Source organism: Brucella grignonensis (genome assembly GCF_002252505.1).
Taxonomy (GTDB): domain Bacteria; phylum Pseudomonadota; class Alphaproteobacteria; order Rhizobiales; family Rhizobiaceae; genus Brucella; species Brucella grignonensis.
Genome location: NZ_NNRL01000153.1, coordinates 64,399 through 91,332 on the forward strand (window position 1 = coordinate 64,399; position 26,934 = coordinate 91,332).

Consider the following 26,934-nt stretch of genomic DNA (forward strand, 5'->3'; position numbering starts at 1 on the left):
TAAATCATCAAAAAATACACTATAAAAACAAGACAGGCCGGTTTTACCCGGCCTGTCTTTTATATTCAATTTAACTGCAGATTAGCTGCAACCGCTTGTAGCGCCACATGTGTCGCACTTGAGGCAAGTACCGTTGCGAACCATGGTAAAGTTCTGGCACTCCGTGCAGCTGTCACCCGTATAGCCCTGCATCATCGATTTGATACGGCGATCAGCTTCAAGCTTCTTGGCGGCATTCGTCGTTTCTGCACGAGCAGATGCCGCATCAGCTGCTGCCTTATCGGAGAACAGTTCGGTTGCTGCCTGATTTTCCTGCTGAGGTGCTGGTGTTGCCTGCTCCTCAAACTCGCGCTTGAGTGCAGTCGCCCCTTCAGTCGCCAGACCAACTGTTGCCGAGCGCGGCGCAGACGCTTTCAGCGTGGTGACATTGGAACCTTGTGGTGCCGATGTAACCGAACCCTTTGATTCAACGCCGGGCTGTGTGTTTGACACCAATGTCGGCTTGTAGCCGCGTGTCCAGCCGGTGGAAACGAGATTGGTTTTGCCTTCCTGAATGCCCTTACCGAGCGCCGTGTTCGAGAAATCGCTCGTATCGACATGAGCGAGATCGTTGCGGCCAAGGTAAGACACAGCCAGTTCACGGAAGACATAATCGATGATCGACGTTGCCGTCTTGATCGCATCATTGCCGATGACCATGCCCGCAGGCTCGAACTTCGTGAACGTAAATGCCTCGACATATTCCTCGAGCGGCACGCCATATTGAAGGCCGAGCGACACAGCAATAGCGAAGTTGTTCATCATTGCACGGAAAGCAGCACCTTCTTTGTGCATATCAATGAAGATTTCACCGAGGCGACCATTACCAAACTCACCTGTGCGAAGGTAAACCTTATGACCACCTACGACTGCCTTCTGCGTGTAACCCTGACGACGGTTCGGCAGCTTCTCACGCTCATGAACGATCTTTTCGACGACCTTTTCAACGACGCGCTCTGTGATCTGAACAGCACGCGCTGCTGCCGGTGCTTCAATCAGCGCTTCAACCGCATCATCTTCGTCTTCATCATCTGCAATCAGCGAAGCGTTCAATGGCTGCGAGAGCTTGGACCCATCTCGATAAAGCGCATTGGCCTTAAGTGCCAGCTTCCACGAAAGCATGTACGCGCTCTTGCAGTCTTCAACGGTCGCTTCATTTGGCATGTTGATCGTCTTGGAGATCGCACCTGAAATGAATGGCTGTGCTGCTGCCATCATCCAGATATGGCTTTCAACCGACAGATAACGCTTGCCAATCTTGCCGCAAGGATTGGCGCAATCAAACACTGCATAATGCTCTTCTTTGAGGAAAGGCGCACCTTCAAGCGTCATCGCACCGCAAACGTGAACATTTGCTGCTTCGATTTCCTTCTTGGCAAAACCAATCGCTGGCAGCAATTCAAACGAGAAATCGTTGAGCTGCTCATCAGTAAGCTTGAGCACGTCCTTGCAGAAATCTTCGCCAAGCGTCCACTTGTTGAAAGCGAACTTGATGTCGAACGCGCTTTTTAGAGCCGCATTCAGCACTTCAATCTTCTCGTCAGTAAAGCCCTTGGCCTTCAAAGTAGAAGGATTGACGCCCGGTGCCTGATTGAGATTGCCATGACCGACAGCATAAGCTTCGATTTCAGCAATCTGGCTTTCCGAATAGCCGAGTGTGCGTAGCGCTTCAGGAACTGCACGATTGATGATCTTGAAATAGCCGCCGCCCGCGAGCTTCTTGAACTTCACCAGAGCAAAGTCAGGCTCAATACCGGTCGTATCACAATCCATGACGAGGCCGATCGTGCCGGTCGGCGCGATAACTGTCGCCTGCGCATTGCGGTAGCCGTGCTTTTCACCGAGTTCCAGAGCCTTGTCCCATGCAGCGCGTGCATGAGCGATCATGTCCTGATCAGGGCAATCTTCAGCAATCAGGCCAACCGGATTAACAGCCAGACCTTCATAACCATCATTTTCGCCATAAGCGGCGCGGCGATGATTGCGAATAACGCGGAGCATGCTTTCGGCATTTGGCTCATAGCTTGGGAAAGCACCGAGTTCCTTCGCCATTTCAGCGGAAGTGGCATAGGCAACACCGGTCATGATTGCGGTGAGGGCGCCACAGATCGCACGGCCTTCATCGGAGTCGTAAGGAATGCCGGAGGTCATCAACAGACCGCCAATATTGGCATAGCCTAATCCGAGCGTGCGGTATTCGTAGGAAAGACGAGCAATTTCCTTCGAAGGGAACTGCGCCATCATCACAGAAATTTCGAGAACCATCGTCCAAAGACGAGCGGTATGCTCATAAGCGCTAATGTCGAACGAGCCGTCCTTGTTGCGGTAGGTCAGCAGATTGATCGACGCCAGATTGCAAGCCGTGTCATCAAGGAACATATATTCCGAGCAGGGATTGGACGCGCGGATCGGGCCAGCCGCAGGGCAGGTATGCCAGTCGTTCATCGTGGTGTTGAAGTGAAGACCCGGATCAGCCGATGCCCAGGCGGCATAACCGATCTTTTCCCAAAGATCGCGCGCCTTGAGCGTCTTCATAACACGGCCATCGCGACGTGCCGTCAGGTTCCAGTCGCCGTCAGTTTCGACAGCACGCAGGAACTCATCCTTAAGCGAGACGGAATTGTTGGAATTCTGGCCCGACACTGTGAGATAAGCTTCCGAATCCCAATCGGTATCATAGGTTTTGAACTCAATATCCGTATAGCCCTGACGCGCAAACTGAATGACACGCTTCACGTAGTTTTCAGGAACCTGGTTCTTCTTTGCAGCCTTGATTTCGCGCTTGAGGGCAGGGTTCTTCGATGGGTCGAAGCAATCATCATTGTCTGCTTCGCAGTTCACGCAAGCCTTCATGATGGCAGTCAGATGCTGCTTGACGATCTTGGAGCCGGTAACGAGGGCCGCAACTTTCTGCTCCTCCTTCACCTTCCAGTCGATATATTCTTCGATATCCGGATGGTCGACATCGACAACCACCATCTTGGCAGCGCGACGTGTCGTACCACCCGACTTGATCGCGCCCGCTGCCCGGTCGCCGATCTTAAGAAAGCTCATAAGACCCGACGACTTGCCGCCGCCCGACAGCTTTTCGCCTGCGCCACGCAGATGCGAGAAGTTGGAGCCAGTGCCCGAGCCATATTTGAACAGACGGGCTTCACGAACCCAGAGATCCATGATGCCGCCTTCATTGACGAGATCATCACCAACCGACTGAATGAAGCAGGCATGTGGCTGTGGATGTTCGTAAGCGGACTTGGATTTCGTCAGCTTGCCAGTCTGCCAGTCAACATAGAAGTGCCCTTGACCCGGACCGTCAATGCCATAAGCCCAATGCAGGCCAGTGTTGAACCATTGCGGGCTGTTTGGTGCGACACGCTGCGTTGCAAGCATATAAGCGAGTTCATCACGGAAAGCGCTCGCATCTTCTTCGGAGTTGAAGTAGCCGCCCTTCCAACCCCAATAGGTCCAGGTGCCAGCCAGACGATCGAAAACCTGGCATGCATCCATTTCAGAACCAAAACGCTCATCTTCCGGAAGCTTGGATAGAGCCTCTTCATCCGGAACCGAGCGCCAGAGCCATGAAGGAACATCGTTCTCTTCAACTTTTTTCAGACGGGCAGGGACTCCGGCTTTGCGGAAATACTTCTGCGCAAGAATGTCTGCGGCAACCTGGCTGAACTGCGCCGGGACATTGATGTCCTCAAGGCGAAACACCACCGAGCCATCGGGATTCTTGATCTCACTGGTCGCCGTGCGGAATTCGATCTCCGCATAGGCCGACTGGTTTTCTTTCGTGAAACGGCGTTCGATCTTCATCTGTCCCATCCAAACGTTCTATATATAGTAGCCAGGCTGATCAATTTCAGCCCTAGTTCAGCCTTGGCGTGCCAGCCACAACAGGCGTCCTGCGTATTCGTTTCGAACGTCCTCCCTGCGCAGGAGGGCAATCGTGTTAAGGAGCGTGCTCCTCGATGTTTTTTCAACCAACCCTGCTCACATGGGCACAATTGGTGTTCCAGCCGCAAGGCTGGTCTTATTCGAAGTCATACGAGCTTGCGGATAAGGTCTTTCCCTATCTGGTATGTTATCATGATTGAAAATACTAAATCTAGTATTAATCCGACATCAATACCAACAAAACTCATCTTTCCGGTGAAGCTAAGCCTCTGAATTTCAGACGCAAAAAATCCCGCGCGATAAACATCTTTTCGACGCACCGCCCGCTACTGACTCAACTAAATTGAAGAAAAGGCCAACACAACTCGACGCCCGGCCACGCTACTCACGCAACGATCATTTCATAAAAAACGACTCGGAGATAAGCGTCAAGCTTTGGTTTACCATAAGGCTTCCAACGCTAGATATTGTGAGAAAGTGCTGGGGGCAAATGTGGATAACGGGGAGAATGACAGTTATATGAAGGGGAAACGAAATCATCTCCACAGACCTGCGGCCACCGTTTATTTGAAACTTGCTCAACAAGAGCAATGACCTTCATCCCATCTAATCCAGTTTGACGGTCAAGCCGACGTTGCGCCTAGTGGTCTGAATTCGACATTTGCATCCCTCGATTACAAACTCGGACAATTGTCGAAATCAAAAAGACCACTAGCAAGTTTACGAATCTAGTGGATTTTTCGAATTTGACGTTTGAAACTGCGTTGCAGTCGGTCGGGGTTCAAACGCCAAATTCAATCCACTAGGATAGATGAGTGTCATTTATCCCCAACTCCGGCTATGCCTGAGTTCTTGTTCATTTATATTTTTCTAGGGGGAAATTTGAAACCTTTATTGATGACATCTGTGCTCTTCACAGCGCTCTCTCTAAGCGCCTGCACAACCACGCCTGATTCCAATTCAGCGTCAGTAATTACCTCTGATGCCTGCGGCGCTTCGCAATATCAAAAATTGGTTGGCGGCCCATCCTCTGCGACAACAGGATTAAAAATCCCAGGCGATTCACGTCATTATGGACGTGAAGAGCGCGTCGCAACCGACAAGCCCTCGCGTTTGAATTTCGTTCACAGCGGGACCGCGACCGAGTCTGTGATTAATCCGAAATCTACCGTAATACGCGTATTTTGCGGGTAAAAACCCTATAAAGCTCCGGTAATCCGGGGCTTAAGCTGAATCGCGATCTAGTTGTTACAAATGTCGTAACATTCCAAAGCACACCTCAATCATTTCAATTGAGGTGTGCTCAAAAATATTCTTTGAAATGTAAAAACGGACTATTCAGCGGCAATTGCCATACGTGAACCGCCAAAATCCAACAGAATGCGCTTAAGATCGATTTCATCGACCCGCTCAGCGGCTTCCCGAGGGGAAACCCATTCGCAAACACGTTGATCACGTTCCGGCCAATCCTTAGCACGCTCGATAAAGTGCAGAGCGTAGACCGCAACCGTAAACTGATTGATGCATTCTGGCGGCAGGTCGCTCTTGCAATAATCGAAGCTCCCGATTGGCTGAGATAATATCTCGCCACGTACGCCAGCTTCTTCATAAGCTTCACGAGCAGCCGTCTCCGCAAGCGTGCGGCCAACTTGTGGCCATCCCTTGGGAATCACCCAACGGCCGGTTCCACGACTGGTGATGACAAGAACCTGCAATTCATGTGCGTCGTAGCGGTACACAAGTGCCGCAACCTGTTGCAAACGACCGGAAGGCGTCAGAATACGCTTTTCCGTTGCAACAAATTTTTTAGCCTGTGTTTTCACTGCGAAAGTCCCACCATTTTCCAAACAGAATGGATTGATTCGCCAAAATGACAATGGATTTGTTCGCTAATGCCTCACAATAAAAAGCCGAAAATGCTTTTATTTTTTAAGGGCTTGCTGAAATTTACGGGCGCACAGATTCAAATAAGGACCGTGCAGTCCGCCTCCATCTGATTTCGGCAGACCTTCAATATAGTGTGATTGCGGCGGTTTTACCACCGCAACCTACCTTCATTTATTTTCGTTTAGCCGCGTTTGCCGCCAGCAATCGGTTCCTGATAGGTAAAGCCCATATCCCATGGGAAATAGATCCAGGTATCCTGCGAAACTTCCGTCACAAAGGTATCGACGAGCGGGCGCCCCTTTGGCTTCGCATAAACGGTCGCAAAATGCGCCTTTGGCATCATTTCGCGGACGATGGCAGCAGTTTTGCCCGTATCAGTCAGGTCATCGACGACGATCACACCTTCACCACCGTTTTCGAGCAGTGGGGCGCTAATTCCTTTAAGGATTTCCATTTCACCCTGCGATGTATAGTCGTGATAGGATGCAACGCAGACCGTTTCGATCAAACGAATGCCGAGTTCACGGCAAACAATAGCAGCCGGGACCAATCCACCGCGCGTGATTGCGACAATGGCCCGCCATTCTCGGTTCATATCGGCAATACGCCATGCAAGCGCGCGGGCATCACGGTGGAACTGATCCCAGGAAACGGGAAAGGCTTTATCGGGCAACGACATCGAAATGCTCCATGGAAAATCCGGGAGTTTCACTCCGGACCTGTCAAACCAAAAATGCGCGATGGTGGTTGCCAGTCGCGCTGAACTGTCTGGATCTGCAGCTTTCCTTCATGCGCGCACAACACGCTAAATGCATGCAGCACAGGTATGGAAAGGCTTTCCGCCCGGCAATTTCAGCGCCGGGAAATGCTGATAACCGCAAATAGGCCTATCTTGCAAGAGCGGCGTGAGATCGCAGTCCCGCCCATTGCTAAAATTGAACCAATTAATTGCGAGAAATTAAACGCCGACCCGACAAACAGGTCGGCACTTTTTGAAAATGATCTAGCGTGAGAAAAGCGTCAGGATCGGCAAATCATTAAGCATCGCACGGGTCACGCCACCAAAAACAAGCTCACGAAGCCTAGAATGGCTATATGCTCCCATGACCAAAAGATCAGCGCGCTCTGCAATGATGTGCTCACGCACCACATCCTGTGCATAACGATTGTGGGATGGAAGTGGGGTTATGCTGACATCCAGCCCATGACGGGACAATGCTTCGGCAAGGTCACTTCCGGCAAGCGCTTCATCTTCGCCTTCGCGTTCTGGCGGGTCGACCCAGATAATTTCAGTTCGGCTTGCATGCTTCATCAGAGGCAGAGCATCAAAAGTTGCGCGCGCAGCCTCACGCTTTCCATTAAACGCAACAACGATGCGATCCAGCGCCTCCATTGTGTGAACTGGTGCATAAGGCACCAACAGTACGGGGCAGCTCGAATTAAACACCAGCGTATCGGCGGTTTCATCATTGGTTGCCGGATCGTCCGGGTCCGGTTGACCAGCAACGAGCAATTCAGCGCCCAGGCAGGATGTCAGAACACCGTCAGCAGCAGTGCCCGTTTCAGAGCGGGTGACACGAAACTCGTGATTGGCGTCCTGACGACGCATCTCTTCTTCGAAAAGGTGCTTCAAGCGCTCTGAAATTTCCTTGTGCTGCTTGTCGTGCAGTTCAAACATGCCTGGATCGATAAACCCGTTGGGATCGGCATACACAATAGGAGAGGGAACAGAGTAAAGTCCTATGACGTGAATGTCGGGCATTCTGCGCATCAAAAGCTCAACCGCAGACAAAACCCGCTTCAATTCGGTTTCACTGCGGGAATAGGCAATCACCGTCTTGTAGGACATATTAGTTCTCCTTCCGGCTACATTTCCATTTTATCATATAATGCGCAGAAACAAATAGTTAGAGAGGCTCCGAAGGCTCAGTTTTAATTCAAGCAGCGCCCTGAGATTGCAAGGTTGCAATCATTGTTTCAATCGCAGACACGGCAGTATCGATTTTGGCCACATCGCTGCCGCGCACGACCAGTTCGGTGCTGAAACGGCCATTCTCGAATTTTGGATAAGAACCGATGATCGTTTCAGGGTTTTCTTTCTGAATTTCTGTCAATGGCGCGCCAATGACACCTTCGCCAAACGGGCAACGCACAGTCTTCGAAAACAGTTTCCGCCCGGTTTTCAATGTTGGCAGAACATTATCGAGCATCGCCTGAAATACCGAAGGCACACCTGCCATGACATAGACATTGCCAATATGAAATCCGGGCGCAGTCGATACTGGATTATCAATATGTTCGGAGCCTTGCGGCATGCGAGCCATACGCTTGCGGGACTCCGTGAACTCCAGATCACGCTTGGCGTAGTTCGCGGCAAGCATTTTCATTGCCTTTTCATCATAGATACAAGGCACTTCAAAAGCGCGCGACACCGCATCTGCCGTAATATCGTCGTGGGTGGGACCAATACCGCCTGACGTAAAAACATAATCGAAACCCGGGCGCAGAGCATTCAGCGCCGAAACTATGGCGTCCTCATCGTCGGGAACGATGCGAACCTCTTTGAGATCGATGCCAGCCGCAGTCAGGACATCGGCCAGATGTCCAATATTCTTGTCTTTCGTGCGTCCTGAGAGAAGTTCATCGCCAATTGCAAGCATTGCAGCCGTAACGGCCTGCTGCGGGGTATTCGTCATGCCCAGACTCCATTCTGTATCTTCGCAGTTAATCCCCGGCAGACGAATGCTGCAACTGGTTTTCTGTGTTTTTCAAAATGAAGCCCCCGCATGTGACTGTTTGTTTTCACTATAACTTTTATTCCCTGAAATCGTTGCGGGCGATTTGTTGAATATTTTCTGCACCACCCTTCCGGCGATTTCCACTGTCAGCAAAACCAGTTGTTACAACGGTGGGAAACAGCTTGAATTTGCTTCACAAATCATGACATAGAATTCCTCAGCTGCGGTCGTGGCGAAATTGGTATACGCAACGGACTTAAAATCCGTCGCCTTTTAGGCTTGCGGGTTCAAGTCCCGCCGACCGCACCACCATTCCTATCGGTATAGCTACGAGTATAAAACATTATGATTATACTCAAGTTTACCGTTTCAAGCTTGTTTGCGCTCTCAAAGCCATGTAGCCATGCTCGAAACTAATAGAGAATGCAGAAAGCTGACCGATGAACGCCTTCGTTAAAGCCGTAGCTCAAGCTGAAATTGCTATGCGCGCACTCTTCCCAGAGACGCCGTTGCAGCTCAATGACTATCTTTCACGGAAATATGGCGCAGAAATTTGGCTCAAGCGCGAAGACCTGACACCAGTTCGCTCTTATAAAATACGTGGTGCCTTCAACTTCATTTCGCGCGCCGTAAAAACTGCTGACGAAAATGCGGTCTTCGTTTGTGCATCGGCTGGCAATCACGCACAGGGCTTTGCTTTCGCCTGCCGCCACTTTGGTCGCAAGGGCGTGGTGTTCATGCCGGTTACGACGCCACAGCAGAAAATCGACAAAACCCGCGCTTTCGGTGCGGAATTTATCGAAATCAAGCTCGTGGGCGATATTTTCGATGTCTGTTATGCCGCTTCGCAGGAATATGCAGAAGCAAACAAGGGTGTGATGGTGCCGCCGTTTGACCATGCAGGTATCATCGAAGGGCAGGCGACTGTTGCGCTCGAAATCGAACGACAGTTGCCTGATAATAAGAAGCCCGATTTTGTATTCCTGCCCGTTGGCGGCGGCGGTCTGTCAGCAGGCGTCACACAATATTTCGCAGCACTTGGCTGGAAGACAGCCTATCGCTTTATTGAGCCGCGGGGCGCAGCCAGTCTGAAAGGCAGTCTTGAAGCAGGAAAGCGGATCAAGCTTAGCCAAGTCGATAATTTTGTCGACGGCGCTGCCGTCGCAGAAATTGGCAAAGAAAACTTCAAGCTTCTCAAAGGCTTTGACAAAAATATTGTCATCACGGTTCCGGAAAACCGCCTGTGTTCAACCATCGTAGAGATGCTGAATATTGAGGGCGTTGTCCTTGAGCCTGCTGGTGCGCTCGGCATTGATGCGCTCAAGGATTTCAAGAAGAGCGAACTCAAAGGCAAGCGTATTGTCATCGTGGTATCCGGCGGCAATTTCGACTTTGAGCGTTTGCCAGACGTAAAAGAGCGCGCACTTCGCTATGAAGGGTTGAAGAAATATTTCATCTTCCGCTTCCCGCAGCGTCCGGGTGCGTTGCGTTCATTTCTTGATCTGCTCGGCCCTGAAGATGATGTGGCCCGCTTTGAATATCTGAAGAAATCGGCCCGTAATTTCGGCTCCGTACTGATCGGCATCGAAACCAAGGATGCGGGCAATTTCAAGATTCTGGAAAAGAAGTTTGCGGAAGCAGGCTGGGCTTATCAGGATATTACAGACAATCAGGTGCTGGCCGACTTCATTATCTGATAAAGCGTTCGGATAGAAAACATTTGCCTTTTTGGGGAAAACACCCCATATGGGGCCTCAGGCGCATGGGCTGAACTGTATCAGCTTTCCCGGAATCGGACTTGTTGCGTCTCGCCTCTTGCAGTCAGAATGGTCTGAGAGCAGGGGAGACCCGGCTGGTTTCGGGCACGGCAGCGCAAGTCGACCGGTGTTTTCCGGCGTCCCGTCGTATCATCACAAAATTACTCTTCGGCAAGTTGCGCTTGTCCGAAATTTTAAAGCGGACTGCTATAAAGCGGTGCCGCCGAAAGAGATTGAATTGACTACTGAAAACATTGGCGGCTTTGCCGCTCTTGGTGTTACCGGTGTGCTCCTTAAAGGCGTTGAAGCCGCTGGCATGACCGAGCCAAAGCCGATCCAGACGCAGGCTATTCCGCACCAGCTGGAAGGCCGCGACATTCTCGGCATTGCCCAGACCGGCTCCGGCAAAACCGCTGCATTCAGCCTGCCGATCCTGCAGAAAATCATTGCACTTGGTGACAAGCGCAAGGGCAAGACCGCACGCGCGCTGATCCTCGCACCAACCCGCGAACTGGCCGTGCAGATCGAGGAAACGATCCGCACCGTTGCCAAGCAGGCGCATATTTCCACAGCACTTATTCTCGGTGGCGTATCGCGTCTGAGCCAGATCAAGCGTATGCAGGGCGGCGTGGACGTTCTCATCGCAACACCGGGCCGTCTGACCGATCTTGTGCGCGAAAACTGCGTTGATCTGTCGGAAACCCGCTGGCTGGTCCTCGATGAAGCTGATCGTATGCTCGACATGGGCTTCATCAACGATGTGAAACGTATTGCCAAGGGCACGCACAAGAACCGTCAGACCGCACTTTTCTCGGCAACTATGCCAAAGGAAATCGCGGCACTCGCACAGAGCCTGCTGCGCGATCCGGTGCGCGTTGAAGTTGCTCCACAGGGTACGACCGCTGCTGAAATCACGCAGGTCGTGCATCCTGTTCCAACCAAGGAAAAGCGCCGTCTGCTCTCCGGTCTTCTTGGCGATAAGGGCATGAAGTCGGTTATCGTCTTCACCCGCACCAAGCATGGCGCAGATGCAGTCGTTCGTCATCTCGAACGCGATGGCTTCGATGTTGCCGCGATCCACGGCAATAAGTCGCAGAATGCCCGCCAGCGCGCGCTGAACGGTTTCCGCGATGGCACATTGCGCATTCTGGTAGCAACCGACATCGCCGCACGCGGCATTGACGTTCCGGGCATCAGCCATGTCGTCAATTACGATCTGCCGGATGAGCCCGAAACCTACGTGCACCGCATTGGTCGTACCGGTCGTAACGGTGCCAGCGGCGCTTCGATCACGCTTTACGATGCAGCAACTGAAGATTCAAAGCTGCGCGCCGTTGAACGCGTTACGCGTAACAAGCTGACCATCAAAGAAGCGCCTGTTAAGCTTGCACCAGCACCGGCTCCTAAGTTCGACGATGCGGAAGACAAGCCACGTTCGGACCGTAGACCCGGTTCGCACTCTGTGCCGCAGAAACATCGCCGTCCCGCAAACAAGATGGCCAAGTCTGGCGAACATCGTTCGGGTCAGGGTTCCCAAGGTTCAAAATCTGCGGGAGGAGAAGGCGCTGCAAAGCCAAAGCGTCCATTCCATCGCAAACGTCGTCCAGGTGGCGGCGGTGGCGGCCAACGCGCGGCTTAATCGCAGCACTACTTTTTCTAGAAGCCGCCCTTAACGGGGCGGTTTTTTCGTTTTAGCCGGATTGGTGAGTTAGTCCTTGCAATTTCACTTGGAAAATTATTCCCCGCTTGCTTGAAGAACATCGCGCTTCCACATAGTTTCCTCTCAATTAGAAGGAACGGAAGCCATGCTCAATTCGGCACTCGACGCTATCGGCAATACCCCACTGATCCGCTTGAACAAGGCTTCTGAAGTCACTGGTTGCGAAATCTACGGCAAAGCCGAATTTCTCAATCCCGGTCAGTCGGTCAAGGACCGCGCAGCGCTTTATATTATCCGAGATGCCGAAAAACGCGGACTGCTCAAGCCCGGTGGCGTTATCGTTGAAGGTACGGCAGGAAACACCGGCATCGGCCTTACCTTTGTTGCCAAGGCGCTTGGCTATCGCACCGTGATTGTTATTCCGGAAACCCAAAGCCAGGAAAAGAAGGATGCGCTGCGCCTCCTTGGCGCAGAACTGATTGAAGTTCCTGCAGCACCCTATCGCAATCCGAACAATTATGTGCGTCTGTCCGGGCGTCTGGCCGAGCAACTCGCCAAAAGCGAGCCCAACGGCGCAATCTGGGCCAATCAGTTCGACAATATCGTCAATCGCATCGCGCATATTGAAACCACCGCACAGGAAATCTGGCGTGATACCAATGGCAAGGTCGATGGTTTCGTCTCGGCTGTAGGCTCAGGCGGCACGCTCGCAGGCACAGCGTTTGGCCTCAAAGACAAGAACGCGGACATCAAGATCGCTCTCGCTGATCCGCATGGTGCTGCACTTCATTCCTTCTACACGACAGGCGAACTGAAATCGGAAGGTGATTCCATCACCGAAGGCATCGGACAGGGGCGTATTACGGCCAATCTCGAAGGCTTTACGCCTGATTTTTCCTACCGTGTTGGCGATGCCGACGCGCTCGATATTCTGTTTGATCTGGTGCAGAAGGAGGGACTCTGCTTGGGTGGTTCTTCAGGCATCAACATTGCCGGTGCAATCCGCCTTGCAAAAGATCTCGGCCCGGGCCACACAATCGTGACCGTGCTTTGCGACTATGGTAATCGTTACCAGTCCAAGCTGTTCAATCCTGCTTTCCTGCGCGGCAAAGATTTGCCAGTACCGGGCTGGCTGGAAACGGAAACTGAAGTTCACATACCGTACGAGGGATAATCATGGCATACGAGACTGAAGCTTTGTTCCGCGAAGATGCATATCTTAAAAGCGCGGAGGGTTCGGTCCTTGCCCTGACAGATACCGGCGGGATTATTCTCGATCAGACAAATTTTTATGCCACTTCCGGCGGTCAACCGGGAGATACAGGCTTTTTTGAGCGTGCTGACGGCTCGCGCATTGAAATTGCTGCAACCGTTACCGGCGAAAGCAAAAACGAAATCATCCATGTGCCAGCCGAAGGGCAGGCTGTCCCTGAAATCGGCGAGAAGTTGGTTCTGCATATCAATTGGGAGCGTCGTTACAAGCTGATGCGTATGCATACGGCCTGCCATCTTCTTTCTGTCGCATGCCCGTTTCCAATTACCGGTGCTGCTGTTGGCGAAGATGAAAGCCGCGTCGATTTCGATCTTCCGGATGCGAGCTACACCAAGGAACTCGTCACCGAAAAACTCATGGAAATGGTGAAATCCAACGATTCCGTTACCCTACGCTGGATCAGCGACGAAGAGTTTCTGGCCAATCCCGATATTGTGAAATCAAAGAACGTGCGCCCTCCTGTGGGTGCAGGACGCCTTCGTCTGGTGGTTATCGGTGAAAATGGCAGTGTCGACTCGCAACCATGCGGCGGCACACACGTTTCTGAGACGCAGGAAGTGGGTGAAATCCACATCGGCAAGATCGAAAAGAAGGGCAAAGAAAACCGCCGTTTCCGCATTCGATTTGGCGCTTTGCCAGCAGCTTAATATTCAGGAGCAATCATGTCCGATAAAAGCGCATTTGTTATCTCCCGCGATGATTTGAAAGCCCGATTGGGCGAGCCGGGTCTCGCAATCGTGGATGCATCCTGGTATTTGCCCGCAGCCGGTCGCAACGGGCAAGACGAATATAATGCCGCGCATATTCCAGGCGCAGTCTTCTTTGATCAGGATGTAATTGCTGATAAGGATTCGGGCCTTCCGCATACCTTGCCATCGCCGGAGCTTTTTGCGCGTCATGTCGGTGCGATGGGCATCACAGCAGATGAAACCGTTGTTGTCTATGACGGTCCCGGCATGTTTTCTGCGCCGCGCGTCTGGTGGATGTTCCGCGTGATGGGCGTGAAGAACGTCCTGGTTCTCGATGGCGGTTTTGATAACTGGAAGGCAGCTAACTTCCCTGTCACCGCTGAAGCCACAAAAATCGCTGCAACGCTGTTCACGCCATCATTCAATGTGGCCAAGGTCGTCGATTTTGCAGAAATGAGCAAAATCGTGGAAGGGCACAGCTCCCAGATCGCTGATGCGCGTGCCGCTGGCCGTTTCACAGGCCGCGATGTAGAACCGCGCGCAGGTATGCGTTCCGGTCACATGCCGGGCGCACGCAATGTGCCCGTTGGGTCGCTGTCTGAAAAAGGTGAGCTGAAGAGCCTCGACAGCCTTCGCGAAATCTTCGCCAATGCCGGTGTGGACCTCAACAAACCGGTCGTCACCAGCTGTGGTTCCGGCGTCACCGCTGCTGTCATCACACTGGCATTGACCTCGCTTGGCCACGAAGACAATCGGCTTTATGATGGTTCATGGAGCGAATGGGGCAGCAGGCAGGATACGCCTGTCGTGACCGGCGAAGCAGAATAAGCATGACTGAAATACTAACGGCCAGAGTAACCCATCTGGAAATGACAGCGCGTCCGGCGCTGTCGGTTCCGGTTCCATCCGGCCTGCGCCTTGCCATTATGCGCTCGACTGAGATGCCGGTGCATTTCTATCGCTATCTCTACGAAAAAGTTGGACGCCAGCATCACTGGATGATGCGGCGCGTGCAAAGCGATATAGATGTTGCTGAAGCCATTCATGCAGAGACTGCCGAGATTCATGTCCTTTATGCGGACGGAAATCCGGCCGGTCTTTTGGAGCTCAACCTGTCAGCCTTGCCGGAAACAGCCGAAATTCTCTATTTCGGACTTGTTCCTGATTATCAGGGGCGGGGACTGGGGAAGTTCTTCTTCAGTGAAGCCATTTCGACTGCGTGGTCGCACAGCCCACAAAAAGTGGCCATTCATACCAACACGCTCGACAGCCCGCGCGCGCTACAGCTTTATCAAAAGATGGGATTTGTGCCGGTCGGCTGGTCCGAGGAAGAAGTCACGCCCTGGGAATAGAGCAAGCACTACTATCCACGTGCGACTTCACGACCATTGGTGATTGAAACAACGGAAGCACTAGTGATGCGTCCGCTTTCCTCATCGAACACAACGCAATTTCGACCGCGCTGTTTGGCCATATAAAGACAACGATCAGCCCGGCTTAACACTTGAGAGTTGGTTTCGTTCTTTGGTGCAGACGCCACACCGATACTGATGGTCAACGGATAAATCTGATACTCCGTGGCGTGGAACGGTGTATTTTCTACTTCTGAGCGAATTCGTTGTGCAACCCGCATGCCGGTTTCGCCAGTTGCGCCCGGAAGAAAAACGCAGAACTCTTCGCCGCCGATACGTCCGACGAGATCACCTTTACGGGTAACATTCTGAAGTGCAAAGGCAATCAGCTTAAGCGCACGGTCGCCAACACTATGACCGAACGTATCATTTATCGCCTTGAAATGGTCGGCATCGATGACGAGAAGTGTCCCGCTTTCAATACGCGAGCGGCTGATTTTCATAGCATCGAACAGCGCTTCGCGGTTCAGTAATCCAGTCATGTGATCGACACGAGATCGCGCCTGTAACTCGATATGGGCTTTTTCGAGTTGCGCATAGGCATCGCTGAGTTTGCTATGTTGCACAAAGATATAAAGAAGCGAAGGGAAGGCCGTTATAGTCGGGATTACGATGCTTAGACTAAGAGCTATAATCCCCGGCATGCCACCAGAGATGAATCCAATGATCAGGCTGGTCCCAACTGAAAACAGGACCACAGACAACGTTATCAACGTTGCCTTCCATAAAGCCGCCTTCATACCGAACTCCCCACCCCCGACAAAGATGTTTTAGCTGCCTGTCTCTGAACCCTCTATGAACAGACCTGATCTTTGTGGGCCTTATAAGAGGAATGCTTTGGCGAAGATAGAAGCGCCCCCGCACGGATGCAATTTTTTATATATGCGTGCTATTATTGACACAATCTAAAGTAGAGTGACGCGAATATATTACCCATAGATTAGCTGAACGACAACTATCTTTAAAAGAAATAACAGCAATTGTAATTTTTAACATTTTACTAATTTACAATATTAGATCGCAACAATGCTTACACAACAGAAGGACGCCTTTGGAGCGTCCCTCAATGTTCAAAAAATATATCTCACGGTGACCAGAGCATTTGAGCCAAAAGAGTGAAACGTTTTTGCGTGAGGTAAATGCGTGAAAGCAAATAATTAGATCTGTTCCAACGATTCAATCTTAACTGGAACCGCGTTAGAAGACTGCCAGATATTTCAGGAGCGATATGATACCGATGATGATGACGATCACCTGAGCGATCTGTTTTACTTTCCCATCAAGTGGCAGCATGTTGATGAGATAAAGAACGAGAAAGATAACCAGAATTGTTATCAGAAGACTGATGAGGATGGACATAGGCTGTCGGCCCCTTCTAGGAACGGCTTTTCTATAAGCATTCGGTGGTGGTTCCTTCACAGCACCGAATTAAACTTGAGAAATCATGGGAAGCGAGGAGTATTTCTGCCCCCGCACATCCCTGATCTCAACCATTTTCCGTTTGAAAATGATGTACCGGTTAACGTTCCAATGAGAGTATGGTTCCAACACCTAGCAAAGCAAAACGGCGACTTTCGCCGCCGTTTACCGTATTTCCTGTCTGGAATTATTCGTTATTTTAACATTGAGCCTGTTTGTTGACGTCGGCTATGCCAGCTGAATGCTTCTTCCAGAAGGTGAGGGGTGTGCCCACCTCGGCTGCATGCACGCTCAAAATAATCATTCAGCTGATCGCGATAATCCGGATGAGCGCAGTTGTTGATAATCAGCTTTGCCCGTTCACGGGGCGCAAGGCCACGAAGATCTGCCAGACCTTGTTCGGTCACGAGAATATCCACATCGTGTTCTGTATGATCCACATGTGTCACCATCGGAACGATCGACGATATCGCACCATTTTTGGCTTCGGACTTACTGACGAAGATCGAAATATAAGCATTACGCGCAAAATCGCCTGAACCACCAATACCATTCATCATGTGCGTGCCATCCACATGAGTCGAATTGACGTTTCCGTAAATATCGAACTCAAGCGCGGTGTTGATACCGATAATGCCAAGACGACGGATAACCTCGGGATGATTGCTGATCTCTTGCGGACGCAGGATCAGTTTATCGCGATAGCGATCAATGTTGTTGAAGACGCGTTCACCACACGCAGGGCTCAATGTAATCGAAGAACCTGACGCATAATCGAGTTTACCTGCATCAAACAGATCAAAGGTGCTGTCCTGGAGCACTTCACTATACATACGCAGATTATGGAACGGGCTTTCAGCAAAGCCATTGAGAACCGCGTTCGCGATTGTGCCGATACCGGCCTGCAAAGGATTGAGCGTCAGATCGAGACGACCCGCCTCCACTTCATTCAAAAGAAACTGGATGAGGTGTGAAGCAATCGCAATCGTCTCACCATCTGCAGGCTCTACGGTTGAAGCGCTATCATTTTCCTGCGTAATGACGATGCCGGCAATCTTCTCCGGCGGAATGGGAATATATGGAAGACCAACCCGGCTGTCACAGGCTGTGACCGGAATTGGGTCGCGGGAAGGGCGCTTCGTCGGTATATAGATGTCGTGCAATCCTTCAAGAGCCAATGGCTGATTCAGGTTGACCTCAACAATGACTTTCTCGGCAAGAATCGCAAAACTGGCGGAATTACCGATGGATGTCGTGGGAATGATCCCGCCATTTTCGGTGATAGCAAGCGCCTCGACGACAGCGTAATCGATAGGGCCAATCTGATTGGATCGCAGCTGTTCAACAGTCTCTGACAAGTGTTGATCGATAAACATGACTTCGCCGCGATTGATCGCTGCACGCAATGTACGATCCACCTGAAATGGCATCCGGCGTGCCAGTACATGTGCTTCCGTCAGCAGCTTGTCGACATCGTGGCCGAGGGAAGCACCGGTAATCAAAGTTATCTGAAAGGGATCGCTTGCGGCGCGTGCCGCCATTGCCAGTGGAACAGCCTTGGCATCCCCTGCGCGCGTAAATCCGCTCATGCCAACAATCATGCCATCTTTGATCAGGCTTGCGGCTTGCTCCGCAGTGATAATCTTGTCACGCAAAGACGCGTTCCTGATGCGTGCTTCCAACATGTAATTCAACCTTCCTTGCAGACCGGCTTAAGAGCCGGAAACAACGCCCTCCACTACGCCCAACTGCTGTGAGCATGGAGCCAGAGTCAGCGCATGCAGGTAATAGCGCATGCTGACTGCGATTACACGCATGCTTTGGTCTTAGATCAGCATTCCGGAATTACAGTGGGAATCGGTTCCAAGGAATGATTTCGATCAAAGGAGGCGCGTGAAAAATGCATTCCATGCTTTGGCGGAAACATGGTTCAAACTATTCACAACACAATGATTTCAAGATAAATCTAACGCTGTTGGCACCGTCCTTCTCATAAAAAACACTGAAGCGCATTTCTTTCAGCAGCACCGTCTGGCTGGGGATTATGTCTTCGCAAGCAGAAGAGGTTACGCGATGAACGATATCGCTGATCAGAGTGTCGGTTTCGGACGAATTGCGGCTATGATTCCGGTCAAAGACATGGATGTCGCCTGCCAATTTTACTGCGGTGCATTAGGTTTTAAAAAAGTCTTCGAAAACGGAAATCCGGTGGGTTTCATGATCCTGAAACGCGAAGAAGGTGAACTGCACCTCTCACTACAAAAAAACCACAAAGCTGCTAATTTCAACATTGCGCATATGCTGGTGAAAGACGTCGATGCTATGCACGCCATCTGTAAACGGCACGGCATGAGGATCATAAAAGGTCTGCAAGACAAGGACTACGGCTTACGGGCATTCGTTTTTGAAGACCCGGATGGAAATCGTATCGATGTAGGGCAAAAAGCCAGTTCAAGCCGCCTGAATGAGCGCGCGTAATATCTTGTAATATTTACAACAAGTGAGAAACAGGGCAGGGCTTTTAGATAGCCCTGCCTTGCAATCTCTTTACCGACAACGCGCCGTATAAATTCTGCCGTGGCGGTCTCTATATTCACATTTACCGTTGCGTAAGTTGCGAACAAGCAAACCACCAATAGCACCGGCGCCAGCACCGATCAGTGCTCCTCGTCCACCACCGGCTATTCCTCCAATAGCGGCACCGGCAACGGTTCCGATGCTGACATCCTTCTCGGTCGTCGTGCATCCAGCAATGATGAGCATGGCAACCAGTGCCGCTGAAATCTTACCCATTGAACCTATCCTCTCCTTGAAACGATAAACGCCCAATTATATGCTAAAGAATTGAATTTTGTGCGCTTTCACATATGTGATATAAATCCATTTCGCGCCAAAATGCGAATACTTTCTTGGGGGATTTCTATGCTCCGCATAGGTCCAATCCCAAATTTTGCTTAGATGCATTTTCATATTTTTCGCTTTAACAATGGGCTCTCAGTACGGAGTAACTCATTGTTATCACTGGAAAATCACATTTCAACCTAGAACATACCCTAGCCATAGACCACAATCACATAAGATAGATTATGGAACTATTAGATTGAAATCTGTATGCGAACTCACGACGAACGTTAGCGTCGCTGAGCGATATACAGATGTCCCGGCACCGGCGATCCTTGCTCGCTTCGAACTGTGATGTCTGTGCAGCGTATGCAATCCATTCCGTGTACTGAGAGCAGCGAACGCACATAGGATTGCGCATGTGCAAAGCGCTGGAAATCACCGACCATGAAATCGCGCCCAGCGAAGCGCTCGTCGGGCTGTGTTTCACTGGAAAAGCCAAAATAGCCTCCGGCCTGCAGATGATCAGCAACGCCCGAGAAAAAACGGTCCAGCTCGCCCATATAAGGCAGTACATCAGTTGCGACGATCAGGTCCCAATTGTCTTCCTCAGTGGTCTCCAGGAAACGGACTGCCTCGCCAACAAAAAGCGCATCGTAATCGCCCTTTTCATAGGCCACTTCGATCATGTTTTCCGATATGTCGACGCCTGTCTTATGATCGGCCATATCATCCAGTGCATCGGCTGAAAGTCCCGTACCACAGCCCAGATCCAGCATACGCTCAGCCTGAAACTCGTCATCCAGTTCCAGAAGCATTTCGCGCAATTGCAGCGGCACATCGTAACCAAGCTGATCGACAAGAATAGTGTCGAACATCTCGGCATGCTGATCAAAAAGCGTAGCAACATAAGCGTCAGGCGCTTTTGGCGGCACCGTTCCACGCCCCATGCTCGCCAGACGCACAGCAGCACCGCCGTGGTCATCGGGATCAATTTCGAGAACTGCTCTATAGGCTTCAGCAGCAGCATCCAGATCGCCAGCCTTTTCCAAGGCAAGCGCATGATTATAAGCCTCAGCCAGCGCTTCTTGATCAAGAGAATCCGTGTTGTTGGACTTGCCGTTCTGCTTGGACATCTGCGTTGCCTTTTGTTGAGCCGTCAGCGAACTGAAAAGGCCTATAGAGAGCTAATATATGGGTTAGGGCTGTCTTTTCCATAGATAGAAAAGGCGAGGCGAAACCACTCGCCTGCCCTCCTACCCTCATATCAAGATGACAGCAAGAACCAGTTCTATTCGGCTGCTGCGGGAGCCGTGCTTGAAGCAGGCTTATGGTCAGCAAGCTTTCGTGCAATGACTGCACAAGCCATCAGCTGGATCTGGTGAAACAGCATGAGCGGCAGCACCACGCTGCCCACATTCGCGCCTGCAAAGATCACACTGGCCATCGGCGCACCGCTGGCAAGGCTCTTCTTAGAGCCGCAGAACATGATGGTAATGCGGTCAGCGTGGTTAAAGCCGAGCCACTTGCTGCCATACCAAGTCGCCAGCATAACGATCACCAGAAGCAGGATACTTACACCGATCATGACGCCCAGATCGTTCCAAGAAACTGTATGCCACAGTCCTTCGACAATGGCCTCGCTGAAGGCGAGATAGACCACCATCAGGATCGAGCCTCGATCAACAAAACCAAGCGCTTTGCTGTGACGACGCATGAAATTGCCAATCCATGGTTGCAATATCTGCCCTAAAACAAACGGTGCAAGCAACTGAAGCAAAATGGATTCGAGCGCATCGACAGAAATCCCGCCGCCGCCTTTGACTGCAAACAGCAACCCGACGAGCAATGGTGTCAGGAACATACCAAAGATGTTCGATGCCGATGCAGAAACGATAGCCGCAGAAACATTGCCACCAGCCATTGAGGTGAAGGCAATTGAAGATTGTACGGTGGAAGGCAGAACGCAAAGGTAAAGAATGCCGAGATAGAACGGCGATTGCGCAAGCCCCGGAATAGTCCAGCCCGCGGCCAGTCCTAAAATCGGAAACAGAACGAATGTTGCGCAAAGGACTGCCAGATGCAATCGCCAGTGGGTCACACCTGCGATAACTGCCTCACGCGACAAACGTGCACCGTGCAAGAAGAACAGAAGCCCGACGGCGATCTTGGTTGCGATCCCGAACCATTCAGCAAAATCACCCTGCACAGGAAAAAATGACGCGAGCAGAATGGTCGCAATCAACATGCAGGTGAATTTATCGGGCAGAAAACGCATTTCTCGTCAGTCCTTCAGCATGGCATTCTCGAATGCTCTCCTAAAACACCAGGGCGTCTCGGAGAGCATTCTGAGCATATTTGATCCCTAATCTGTAATAATCCGATCAGAAACCGGAACAATACTAAAGGAATAGAGCCAACCGCCAATTGGATCACTTTTCCGGGAAAAATCGTCGATTAAGAGCTTTTCAGCCCTCAATCCACTTCATATCCATTTGGATTTTTCGACTGCCAGTTCCACATGTCCTTACACATTTCGCGAAGATCCTTCTCGGCGGTCCAGCCAAGAAAATCACGCGCAAAAGCTGGGTCAGCGTAGCATTCGGCCACATCGCCCGGACGGCGTGGAGCGACCTCATACTTAATTTCACGATTTGAAACGTGTTCGAAGGCTTTGACCACATCGAGAACGCTATAGCCCTGCCCTGTCCCCAGATTGACAGAAAAGCACTTCGGTTCATCAAGTTTTTTGAGTGCTTTAAGGTGTCCTGCCGCAAGATCAACAACGTGAATGTAATCGCGCACGCCTGTACCATCCGGCGTGTTGTAATCATTGCCCCAGATGTTGAGCTTTTCACGACGACCGGTTGCCACCTGCGCAATGATCGGCATCAGATTGTTTGGAATCCCCTTGGGATCTTCACCGATAAGACCACTTTCATGCGCACCAACCGGGTTGAAATAACGCAGGATCGCGATCTTCCAGCTATTGTCGCTGTTATAAAGATCGCGCAGCATATCCTCGATAACAAGCTTCGTGCGTCCGTATGGATTGGTCGCAGAAAGCGGCTGATCTTCGGTAATCGGCAATTTTTCCGGGTCGCCATAAACAGTCGCAGACGAGCTGAAAACAAGCGTTTTAACGCCTGTAGCTTCCATTGCCTGTAACAAACGCAACGTACCAAGCACGTTGCAATCATAATAATGCAATGGCTTTTCACTCGATTCACCGACCGCCTTCAAACCGGCAAAATGAATGACAGCCGTGCATTTATGGCGCGTGATAATCTGTTCCAGCAGGGTGCGATCGCGAATGTCGCCCGGCTCGCGAATAGGTGCGCGACCAGTGATCTTTTCCACGCGATGAAGAGCTTCCGGATTGCTGTTATCGAAATTATCGACCACCACCACGTCATGACCGGCTTCAATCAGCTGTACGCATGTATGCGAACCGATATATCCAGCGCCACCAGTTACAAGAATCGTCATGCTTTAAATACCTGCTTGTTGAACATACTGCCCCAATGTGCGATCCCGAGAGCGTTTGCTGGCTGACTATGCAAAAACCACAGCAGACTGCAACCCAACCCTTCCGATTCTCGCAAATTGCCTCAAGAATGCGACATCAATTTTACTGGAGTGAAGATGGAACCCTCCCGCAATATCGACCGTCTTCTCGAAATCATGGTTGCTCTTCGCGACCCCGAAACGGGCTGTCCTTGGGATGTAGAACAGACTTCCAAGTCAATCGCACCATATACACTTGAGGAAGTCTATGAGGTCCTAGATGCAATTGAGCGCGATGATGCCGATGATTTTCGTGAAGAACTCGGCGATCTGTTGTTGCAGGTGGTGTTTCACTCCCGCATGGCTGAAGAACAAGGCAAGTTTGGTTTCGGTGATGTTGTCGAAGCCATCACACACAAGATGATCCGCCGCCATCCGCATGTGTTTGGCGATGCCGAAGCCAGAAGCGCCGGGATGGCCAAAGGATCATGGAATCGTATCAAGGCTGAGGAAAAAGCTGAACGCGCGGAACGCCGCGCCAAGCTCGGCTTGGAAACCATTGATAAAACACGCTATCTTGACGATATACCACACGCCTTCCCTGCCCTTTTACGCGCCTTGAAGCTTCAGCAAAAGGCAGCCAAGGTCGGCTTCGACTGGTCAGAAGCAGCCCCCATATTGGACAAGATCGCGGAAGAAACAGCCGAACTGAAAGAAGCGATGGCGGCGCAAGACAAGGCCAATATTGCAGAGGAGTATGGCGATCTGCTCTTCGCTATGGTCAATCTTGGCCGACATCTGGAAATTGACGCCGAAACAGCGCTCATTGCAGCCAATGACAAATTCAAGCGTCGCTTCGATTTCATCGAAAAGTCATTGAAGGAAACAGGCAGTAGCCTTGAGGCAGCACGGCTCGATGACATGGAAGCAATCTGGGTCGAGGCAAAGAAAAAAGGGCTCTAAGCAGCCCTCAAAATTCAAACTTTGTCTTCCCACTTCGGTCGGAACATCTGATAGACCTCTTCGGTGGTTGCATAATCCATATAGCCAAGTCGGGTAACCGGCTTGGCTTTTCTTATGTCAAACAGCCCATCTGTCAGAACGCTTTCGTCGATATGAACGCCGACGACTTCGCCGATGACCATATAATTGTCCGTCGGCCTGCCCTCTTTGTCTTGCAAGCGCTTGATATCTACCGCCACACATTCCAAGGCGGCATAGGCTTCCTTCACGTATGGCGCAGCGATGAGCTTACCGTGCGCAACTGTCAGGCCAGCATACTCAAATTCGCTTACACTGCGCGGAGCGTTGACCGAAGAAGCATTCATTTTCTCTTTCAGGTGATCACTGACCAGACTGGCTGTGAATTCACCTGTTTCCTCTATGAATGTGACGCTGTCTTTCACGCCCGAGGACGAAAACATCACCATCGGTGGTGTGTCACATATGGCATTGAAAAACGAGTATGGCGCTAGATTGACGGCACCCGCCGCCGAACGAGTCCCGATCCAGCCGATCGGACGAGGTGCGACAATCGCCTTAAATGGATTGTGAGGCAAATTATGACCAGTAGACGGTTCATAAAACATCATATTTTCCACCAGAGCATTTCCTGTTTTTCTTGAATCATTGGAAATGCTCTATCTCTTTGTTTTTTCGCATTATCCGACGCAAAACCGCTTCGCACTTTTGCTGGAAATGCTCTAGTTATAATTAATTCATAAAGCGAAAACTTAAGATGACCATGGTCCACTATAATCGGAAACGATCTTGTCCATTTCCGCTCTCGGACGCTCAGGCATTTTGTTTTCTGCTGTCCCGATATGCACGAAACCAGCTACCCGTTCGTTGGGGGCCAGTCCCAGATGAGCGCGCGCTGGCGCGTCATCGGAATACCAATTGGTGATCCAGTTGGTTGCATAACCCAGCGCATTCGCTGCAATGCAAAGGTTCATGGCCACGGCACCTGCCGAAAGAAACTGCTCCCATTTCGGAATGCGTTCATGTGCAACCGGCGACGAAACAATACCAATGACCAATGGAGCGCGTGCAAAACGTGCCCTCTCCTGGTCTTTACGGCTATCGTTCAAAGGGCCTTCACGCTCTTCGGCCCGCTTGGCGAGATACTCACCAACCTTGTGACGAACATCTCCGCGATAAAGAATGAAGCGCCATGGTGTAAGGCGTCCGTGATCTGGTACGCGCGCAGCCACTTTCAGCAATTCGTCGAGTTCAGCCCCCTCAGGTGCTGGTTCCGAAATGACGGAAATTGGCGTGGAGCTACGCTGCGCCAGAAAATCAAACACTGGATGTGTCACGAGAATCCCTTATCGCTGAAATCTGTATATATGACTTCACTTAGAACATAATCCGACCGGAATGAAACGAAGATCGATAAGATTATGCGTCAAATAAAAAGCTTTGGATCGCCGATCTGATAACATCGGATTGACCACACGCCAAATGGAGGCGGCTTCTTCGCGCGCAGCACTGTCTAGGTGTAAAGCCAAAAATCTCTGACGCTATATAGCTCGCATGGATAAATTTGCCATGACAACGGTCGATTTGGCCTTGAATTCGCCACCCGCTTGGGTTCAAAACATCATCATGTCAGATATCCTGGGTCTGTTCCGAACAAGCAGTGCAAAATTATCGCGCAGCAAGTCGTTTGTGGCGACACTTTCGCTTGTCCTGATGGCTTCCTCCGCATTCGCGCAGGGCCCCGGTGGACCAAGCGGACCAGGCGGACCGGGTGGTCCCGGCGGTGGCATGGGTGGAGGAATAGGTGATGGTGGTGGTCGGCAAGGCGGTTCCGACAGTTGGTTTAAACTGCCGGGTTTCCAACTGGAGCCACCAGCACCGGCACCTGCTGTGCAGGCTCCATCGGGTAACACCGGAGCAGTAGAGACAAACAGCACAATTGGCCTTCCGAACTTTCCGGAGCCAAAGCTCAATTTGCCAACGCTCAGCCCATATGCAAGCCCGGCAAGTCCCGAGAATAATCCCCTGGTTAAAACGAGCGAGCTGGATCTGAAAGCACGCCTCAACGAGGATGGCCCAGATATTTCGACCGGCCTTGTATGGCGCGTCTTTGCGCCTGAGGTTGGACCGGATGGACAGTTGGCACTCATTGCCTCGTCAAAAGGTGGCAGTACAGTGTTCAATCTGCCAGAAGGCAGTTATCTGGTACACGCTGCATATGGCCGAGCAGGCGCAACCAAACGCATTACGCTTACGAATGCCAGCCGTCATGAGGTCATGACTCTCGATGCAGGCGGCATGAAGCTGAGCGCTGTCCTGCCGGATGAAGGTAAGATCAAAAGCGATCTCGTTCGCTTCTCCATTTATGCCGACGAAGATAACAACGACCGTTCACTTATTGTCCCGGATGTGAAGCCCGATACAATCATCCGATTGAATAGCGGCACTTATCACGTTGTGTCCAACTACGGCACTGCAAACGCCACTATCCGTGCGGATATCCGTGTGGAAGCCGGCAAACTAACCGAAGCAACCGTACAGCATCGCGCTGCCGAAGTCGTGTTGAAGCTGGTGCGTGAAAGAGGCGGCGAGGCCCTCGCCGACACGTCCTGGTCAATCCTGAATGCTTCGGGCGATGTTGTTCGCGAAAGCGCCGGTGCCTACTCGTCGATGGTCCTGATTGAAGGCGATTACGTTGCGGTCGCCAAAAACAAAGACCGTATCTATCAGCGCGATTTCAAAGTAACATCTGGCGCAAATGGCGAAGTGGAAGTCGTCGCAAACCATGAATCCGAAGCGCCTAATGATGGCTCAGCTGCCCAAGATTGATTGAA

22 protein-coding genes, 1 tRNA gene and 1 pseudogene are annotated in these 26,934 nt (G+C 51.3%); 10 read left to right on the forward strand and 14 right to left on the reverse strand.

Annotated features, from left to right (window positions below):
* Positions 1–81 precede the first annotated feature (81 nt).
* The 5 genes from CEV33_RS06090 to CEV33_RS06115 all read right to left on the reverse strand — a co-directional run bounded on the left by CEV33_RS06090 (position 82) and on the right by CEV33_RS06115 (position 8,519).
* Positions 82–3,855, reverse strand: a complete 3,774-nt coding sequence (locus tag CEV33_RS06090; RefSeq protein WP_094539694.1) for a vitamin B12-dependent ribonucleotide reductase — start codon at positions 3,853–3,855, stop codon at positions 82–84.
* Between the two features lie 1,415 nt (positions 3,856–5,270).
* Positions 5,271–5,759 (reverse strand): NUDIX hydrolase, encoded by a 489-nt coding sequence (locus CEV33_RS06095; RefSeq protein ID WP_094539695.1) that lies wholly within the window; start codon positions 5,757–5,759, stop codon positions 5,271–5,273.
* Positions 5,760–6,004: 245 nt separating this feature from the next.
* Complete coding sequence (gene gpt, locus CEV33_RS06100) at positions 6,005–6,502, reverse strand: xanthine phosphoribosyltransferase (protein ID WP_094539600.1); 498 nt, start codon at positions 6,500–6,502, stop codon at positions 6,005–6,007.
* Positions 6,503–6,826: 324 nt separating this feature from the next.
* Complete coding sequence (locus CEV33_RS06110; protein ID WP_094539602.1) at positions 6,827–7,672, reverse strand: universal stress protein; 846 nt, start codon at positions 7,670–7,672, stop codon at positions 6,827–6,829.
* Between the two features lie 88 nt (positions 7,673–7,760).
* Entirely contained in the window at positions 7,761–8,519 is a 759-nt protein-coding gene (locus CEV33_RS06115) for a competence/damage-inducible protein A (RefSeq protein ID WP_094539603.1), read from the reverse strand.
* Positions 8,520–8,784: 265 nt separating this feature from the next.
* Between CEV33_RS06115 and CEV33_RS06120 the strand changes: the two genes are divergently transcribed.
* The 7 genes and pseudogenes from CEV33_RS06120 to CEV33_RS06150 all read left to right on the forward strand — a co-directional run bounded on the left by CEV33_RS06120 (position 8,785) and on the right by CEV33_RS06150 (position 15,292).
* Positions 8,785–8,870, forward strand: a tRNA-Leu gene (locus CEV33_RS06120).
* Between the two features lie 131 nt (positions 8,871–9,001).
* Positions 9,002–10,258, forward strand: a complete 1,257-nt coding sequence (gene ilvA, locus CEV33_RS06125; RefSeq protein ID WP_094539604.1) for a threonine ammonia-lyase IlvA — start codon at positions 9,002–9,004, stop codon at positions 10,256–10,258.
* Between the two features lie 49 nt (positions 10,259–10,307).
* Positions 10,308–11,957: pseudogene (locus CEV33_RS06130) on the forward strand (DEAD/DEAH box helicase).
* Between the two features lie 166 nt (positions 11,958–12,123).
* Positions 12,124–13,152 (forward strand): cysteine synthase A, encoded by a 1,029-nt coding sequence (locus tag CEV33_RS06135; protein WP_094539605.1) that lies wholly within the window; start codon positions 12,124–12,126, stop codon positions 13,150–13,152.
* Positions 13,153–13,154: 2 nt separating this feature from the next.
* Positions 13,155–13,898 carry an alanyl-tRNA editing protein gene (locus CEV33_RS06140; protein ID WP_094539606.1) on the forward strand — a complete coding sequence of 248 codons (744 nt, stop codon included), beginning with the start codon at positions 13,155–13,157 and terminating at the stop codon, positions 13,896–13,898.
* A gap of 15 nt (positions 13,899–13,913) precedes the next feature.
* A complete protein-coding gene (gene sseA / locus CEV33_RS06145) occupies positions 13,914–14,768 on the forward strand; it encodes a 3-mercaptopyruvate sulfurtransferase (RefSeq protein WP_094539607.1) in 855 nt (284 codons plus the stop codon).
* A 2-nt stretch (positions 14,769–14,770) separates the two neighbouring features.
* A complete protein-coding gene (locus CEV33_RS06150; protein ID WP_094539608.1) occupies positions 14,771–15,292 on the forward strand; it encodes a GNAT family N-acetyltransferase in 522 nt (173 codons plus the stop codon).
* An 11-nt stretch (positions 15,293–15,303) separates the two neighbouring features.
* Here the strand turns inward: CEV33_RS06150 and CEV33_RS06155 are convergent, their stop codons facing one another.
* The 3 genes from CEV33_RS06155 to CEV33_RS06165 form a co-directional block, all read right to left on the reverse strand.
* Entirely contained in the window at positions 15,304–16,092 is a 789-nt protein-coding gene (locus tag CEV33_RS06155; RefSeq protein WP_094539609.1) for a GGDEF domain-containing protein, read from the reverse strand.
* Between the two features lie 457 nt (positions 16,093–16,549).
* Positions 16,550–16,711, reverse strand: coding sequence for a Thivi_2564 family membrane protein (locus CEV33_RS06160; RefSeq protein ID WP_094539610.1), 162 nt, complete (start codon positions 16,709–16,711; stop codon positions 16,550–16,552).
* Between the two features lie 254 nt (positions 16,712–16,965).
* On the reverse strand, positions 16,966–18,456 hold the full coding sequence (locus CEV33_RS06165; protein WP_094539611.1) for an acetyl-CoA hydrolase/transferase family protein: 1,491 nt from the start codon (positions 18,454–18,456) through the stop codon (positions 16,966–16,968).
* Positions 18,457–18,844: 388 nt separating this feature from the next.
* Between CEV33_RS06165 and CEV33_RS06170 the strand changes: the two genes are divergently transcribed.
* Positions 18,845–19,249 (forward strand): glyoxalase superfamily protein, encoded by a 405-nt coding sequence (locus CEV33_RS06170; protein ID WP_094539612.1) that lies wholly within the window; start codon positions 18,845–18,847, stop codon positions 19,247–19,249.
* Positions 19,250–19,318: 69 nt separating this feature from the next.
* Here the strand turns inward: CEV33_RS06170 and CEV33_RS06175 are convergent, their stop codons facing one another.
* From CEV33_RS06175 to galE, 4 genes are all read right to left on the reverse strand, one after another.
* Entirely contained in the window at positions 19,319–19,564 is a 246-nt protein-coding gene (locus tag CEV33_RS06175) for a YMGG-like glycine zipper-containing protein (protein WP_094539613.1), read from the reverse strand.
* 338 nt (positions 19,565–19,902) lie between these two features.
* Positions 19,903–20,748 carry a class I SAM-dependent DNA methyltransferase gene (locus CEV33_RS06180; RefSeq protein ID WP_094539614.1) on the reverse strand — a complete coding sequence of 282 codons (846 nt, stop codon included), beginning with the start codon at positions 20,746–20,748 and terminating at the stop codon, positions 19,903–19,905.
* Between the two features lie 155 nt (positions 20,749–20,903).
* Entirely contained in the window at positions 20,904–21,890 is a 987-nt protein-coding gene (locus tag CEV33_RS06185; protein ID WP_094539615.1) for a bile acid:sodium symporter family protein, read from the reverse strand.
* 197 nt (positions 21,891–22,087) lie between these two features.
* Entirely contained in the window at positions 22,088–23,101 is a 1,014-nt protein-coding gene (galE, locus tag CEV33_RS06190; protein WP_094539616.1) for a UDP-glucose 4-epimerase GalE, read from the reverse strand.
* 156 nt (positions 23,102–23,257) lie between these two features.
* Here galE and mazG point away from each other — a divergent pair, with 156 nt between their 5' ends.
* Positions 23,258–24,082 carry a nucleoside triphosphate pyrophosphohydrolase gene (gene mazG, locus CEV33_RS06195; RefSeq protein ID WP_094539617.1) on the forward strand — a complete coding sequence of 275 codons (825 nt, stop codon included), beginning with the start codon at positions 23,258–23,260 and terminating at the stop codon, positions 24,080–24,082.
* A gap of 14 nt (positions 24,083–24,096) precedes the next feature.
* Here mazG and CEV33_RS06200 read toward each other — a convergent pair whose 3' ends face one another.
* Together CEV33_RS06200 and CEV33_RS06205 are read right to left on the reverse strand one after the other, a co-directional pair.
* The gene (locus CEV33_RS06200; RefSeq protein WP_094539618.1) at positions 24,097–24,708 is read right to left on the reverse strand and encodes a flavin reductase family protein; all 612 of its coding nucleotides are present in this window, start codon (positions 24,706–24,708) and stop codon (positions 24,097–24,099) included.
* Between the two features lie 144 nt (positions 24,709–24,852).
* A complete protein-coding gene (locus tag CEV33_RS06205) occupies positions 24,853–25,437 on the reverse strand; it encodes a nitroreductase family protein (RefSeq protein WP_094539619.1) in 585 nt (194 codons plus the stop codon).
* Positions 25,438–25,669: 232 nt separating this feature from the next.
* On the opposite strand from CEV33_RS06205, the gene CEV33_RS06210 reads away from it, so the two are divergent.
* On the forward strand, positions 25,670–26,929 hold the full coding sequence (locus tag CEV33_RS06210) for a hypothetical protein (protein WP_328588548.1): 1,260 nt from the start codon (positions 25,670–25,672) through the stop codon (positions 26,927–26,929).
* Positions 26,930–26,934: the final 5 nt, after the last annotated feature.

Bases quoted from the DNA above. Each gene is read 5' to 3' on its own strand.
- CEV33_RS06090 (WP_094539694.1), bottom strand. From the start codon at position 3,855: ATGAAGATCGAACGCCGTTTCACGAAAGAAAACCAGTCGGCCTATGCG.
- gpt (WP_094539600.1), bottom strand. From the start codon at position 6,502: ATGTCGTTGCCCGATAAAGCCTTTCCCGTTTCCTGGGATCAGTTCCAC.
- CEV33_RS06110 (WP_094539602.1), bottom strand. From the start codon at position 7,672: ATGTCCTACAAGACGGTGATTGCCTATTCCCGCAGTGAAACCGAATTG.
- CEV33_RS06115 (WP_094539603.1), bottom strand. From the start codon at position 8,519: ATGACGAATACCCCGCAGCAGGCCGTTACGGCTGCAATGCTTGCAATT.
- ilvA (WP_094539604.1), top strand. From the start codon at position 9,002: ATGAACGCCTTCGTTAAAGCCGTAGCTCAAGCTGAAATTGCTATGCGC.
- CEV33_RS06135 (WP_094539605.1), top strand. From the start codon at position 12,124: ATGCTCAATTCGGCACTCGACGCTATCGGCAATACCCCACTGATCCGC.
- CEV33_RS06140 (WP_094539606.1), top strand. From the start codon at position 13,155: ATGGCATACGAGACTGAAGCTTTGTTCCGCGAAGATGCATATCTTAAA.
- sseA (WP_094539607.1), top strand. From the start codon at position 13,914: ATGTCCGATAAAAGCGCATTTGTTATCTCCCGCGATGATTTGAAAGCC.
- CEV33_RS06150 (WP_094539608.1), top strand. From the start codon at position 14,771: ATGACTGAAATACTAACGGCCAGAGTAACCCATCTGGAAATGACAGCG.
- CEV33_RS06155 (WP_094539609.1), bottom strand. From the start codon at position 16,092: ATGAAGGCGGCTTTATGGAAGGCAACGTTGATAACGTTGTCTGTGGTC.
- CEV33_RS06160 (WP_094539610.1), bottom strand. From the start codon at position 16,711: ATGTCCATCCTCATCAGTCTTCTGATAACAATTCTGGTTATCTTTCTC.
- CEV33_RS06165 (WP_094539611.1), bottom strand. From the start codon at position 18,456: ATGTTGGAAGCACGCATCAGGAACGCGTCTTTGCGTGACAAGATTATC.
- CEV33_RS06170 (WP_094539612.1), top strand. From the start codon at position 18,845: ATGAACGATATCGCTGATCAGAGTGTCGGTTTCGGACGAATTGCGGCT.
- CEV33_RS06175 (WP_094539613.1), bottom strand. From the start codon at position 19,564: ATGGGTAAGATTTCAGCGGCACTGGTTGCCATGCTCATCATTGCTGGA.
- CEV33_RS06180 (WP_094539614.1), bottom strand. From the start codon at position 20,748: ATGTCCAAGCAGAACGGCAAGTCCAACAACACGGATTCTCTTGATCAA.
- CEV33_RS06185 (WP_094539615.1), bottom strand. From the start codon at position 21,890: ATGCGTTTTCTGCCCGATAAATTCACCTGCATGTTGATTGCGACCATT.
- galE (WP_094539616.1), bottom strand. From the start codon at position 23,101: ATGACGATTCTTGTAACTGGTGGCGCTGGATATATCGGTTCGCATACA.
- mazG (WP_094539617.1), top strand. From the start codon at position 23,258: ATGGAACCCTCCCGCAATATCGACCGTCTTCTCGAAATCATGGTTGCT.
- CEV33_RS06200 (WP_094539618.1), bottom strand. From the start codon at position 24,708: ATGTTTTATGAACCGTCTACTGGTCATAATTTGCCTCACAATCCATTT.
- CEV33_RS06210 (WP_328588548.1), top strand. From the start codon at position 25,670: ATGACAACGGTCGATTTGGCCTTGAATTCGCCACCCGCTTGGGTTCAA.